Raw genomic sequence first — 2,383 nt, 5'->3', positions numbered from 1 at the left:
TCAAGATATATTTTAAAATTATCTCAAATATATTGGCACCAGGTTTTGGTGAGGGATGAGAGAAGAACTCAATAAAATCAAGGGTTCTAGAGTGATGAGAGCTCCCAAACTGTAGAAGATGAATCAAGAGCGTCAAGGTTAAACGTAAGAGATCATCTCGTGCTCTATCTCTTCTACCAGCCTGGGCAGGGCTTTTTCGATTTCACTGCTCAAACCTTCATGGAACGTGTATGGGTCTTTCACATTGATGGCCACGACCCTGATCTTCTCGGGGATCTCGAGGTTCATACGCTTTGCAGTCGCAAGCATGTGGGGAAGACCCATATAGTGGGGGGAGGGTCCGAAGGGGGATTTCATTTCGCTGATATCGAACGTGATAATCTCTCCCGGGCTTCTGTCATCGATGAGTATGGAATCGACGACAATGACGTTGCGATAGCCGAGGATTATTTCTAAGAGCTTGCCCCCGGACAGCGCACTGACTTCGATGTCCCATGCCTCATCCGGGTGCATCTCTTTTATCTTTTCATCAGCGTAGACACCAACGCCGTCATCTTTGAGGAGGGTATTCCCCAGTCCGATGAGCAGATTCTTTTTTGCTCTGCTTTCCATTTTTGATTCACTAAAGGATTAGCGAGGTGAACCTTCAACCATAGAATTATCTTAAAAGACTTTTAAGATGTTACGTTGATAAATACAGTTAATGAGGTTCTCAAAGGTTAAGAATTTCATTTTTCAGCTTGCCGCAATTTTGCTTCTCTGTTGGCTGCTAAGCTATGATCAGCTTACCCAATCATCATATCCTTGTAGAAAAATAATTGTCAAGAGGGGAAGGAAGAAAAGAAAAACAAGTGATGAAAAAGGAGGTGCACATATATTGCTCCCCTTTGGATGTAGACAGGTCTTTGGGTTAGAGATCAGCTCCTGTAGAATAACAATTATGGAGCACTCAAATTTTCATACGAGGAGGATCTCATGACAGGAAGAAAATGGACCATCGAAGAAAAGTTAGCTATCGTTCTTGAGGGGCTCAAAGGACAGACGCCGATCTCTGAGATCTGCCGGGAGCATCAAGTTTCTCAGACTCAGTTTTACAAATGGCGGGATCGGTTCTTAGAAGCTGGTAAGAAAGGTTTGGAAGGCAAGACAGACTTTTCAGGGGAGAGTTCCTTAAGGCAAGAGGTCGAGAGACTTCAGAAGCTTGTGGGGAAGCAAGCCCTGCAGATTGACATACTAAAAAAAACGGAAGAGATCATGAGCCGGAGGTAGGAATGGTAGAGCAGCTCAGACAGGAAGGGCATTCAGTATCATTCCTTTGTGAGACTTTTGGGATCAGCCGGAGCGGTTATTATTCCCGAAGGAAGAAGAAAGGAGGAAAGGCCAACAAGCCAGCAAGAAAGGACGATAAAGCTCTTCTTGTGTTGACCAGGAAGATCTGTGAGGCTCATCCTTTTTGGGGATACCGGAGGGTGAGGGCGTGGCTCAAGCATCGGGAAGGAATCACCGTCAACTGCAAGAAGGTCTATCGGATCATGAGGGAGAATGGGCTAACGGTGAAGCGAACGATTCACAAGGCCAAAAGGACGCCTCAGAGAAGTAAACCCAGAGCGACAAGGCCCAGACAATTCTGGGGAATCGATATGACGAAGTTTCTGATCAACACATTAGGATGGGTTTACCTGGTTCTTGTTCTGGATTGGTATACGAAGAAGATCGTGGGCTGGAAGGTTTCTTTGAGATCCCGGAGTCAGGAATGGAGGGAAGCTTTAGAGATGGGGATTTCGAGGGAGTTCCCGCAGGGGGTCAGAGGAGCCGACTTGAAACTGATCAGTGACAATGGGTCTCAGCCCACATCGACCAGTTTCATGAAGGATATGAAGACCTTGGAGATCGAACAGATCTTTACGTCTTATGATAACCCTAAAGGAAACTCTGATACCGAAAGGGTGATCAGAACGATGAAAGAGGAGCTCCTCTGGCTGAATGAGTTCTCTTCTCTGGAAGAGGCAAGGGAAAAGATAGAATCCTGGATTGGAATGGATTACAACCAACTGTATGTTCATTCTACGCTGGAATATCTTAGCCCGATGGAGTTTGAAGAGAAGTATAACCAGGAAATCTTAAAACAGGCAGCATGAAAACTCTAACTCAAAAAGATCAAAAAAGTGTCTTGATTTTTAGGGTGCATTACATTAGGAGCTCCCGTAAACTTTCTGCTGCTTGTGAGAACAGGCTTGATTTTATGTATATATCAAGAACCTAGTTTGAGCGATTTTTAGCATAAGAAATCCCACCCAATGAGTTATACTGTTGATATGAAACAAAAAACAACAGACAGCAACTTTGCTGTCCTTAACCCATAGGGTGGGAGGAAATCATGAAA

3 protein-coding genes are annotated in these 2,383 nt (G+C 44.6%); 2 read left to right on the top strand and 1 reads right to left on the bottom strand.

Annotated elements, in window-relative coordinates; all coding sequences use genetic code 11:
* Window positions 1-138: 138 nt before the first annotated feature.
* Window positions 139-612 (bottom strand): hydrogenase maturation protease, encoded by a 474-nt coding sequence (locus AB1756_06515; protein ID MEW5806980.1) that lies wholly within the window; start codon window positions 610-612, stop codon window positions 139-141.
* A gap of 363 nt (window positions 613-975) precedes the next feature.
* On the opposite strand from AB1756_06515, the gene AB1756_06510 reads away from it, so the two are divergent.
* Window positions 976-1,269: a transposase gene (locus tag AB1756_06510; GenBank protein ID MEW5806979.1), complete on the top strand. Its 294-nt coding sequence runs from the start codon at window positions 976-978 to the stop codon at window positions 1,267-1,269.
* A gap of 2 nt (window positions 1,270-1,271) precedes the next feature.
* Window positions 1,272-2,138 (top strand): IS3 family transposase, encoded by an 867-nt coding sequence (locus tag AB1756_06505; protein ID MEW5806978.1) that lies wholly within the window; start codon window positions 1,272-1,274, stop codon window positions 2,136-2,138.
* Window positions 2,139-2,383 lie beyond the last annotated feature (245 nt).

The organism is Acidobacteriota bacterium (genome assembly GCA_040752675.1).
Taxonomy (GTDB): domain Bacteria; phylum Acidobacteriota; class Polarisedimenticolia; order JBFMGF01; family JBFMGF01; genus JBFMGF01.
This window is presented reverse-complemented; position numbering and strand designations above follow the sequence as displayed.

Excerpts from the sequence above, each read along its gene's own strand:
- AB1756_06505 (MEW5806978.1), top strand. The coding sequence starts at position 1,272 with ATGGTAGAGCAGCTCAGACAGGAAGGGCATTCAGTATCATTCCTTTGT.
- AB1756_06510 (MEW5806979.1), top strand. The coding sequence starts at position 976 with ATGACAGGAAGAAAATGGACCATCGAAGAAAAGTTAGCTATCGTTCTT.
- AB1756_06515 (MEW5806980.1), bottom strand. The coding sequence starts at position 612 with ATGGAAAGCAGAGCAAAAAAGAATCTGCTCATCGGACTGGGGAATACC.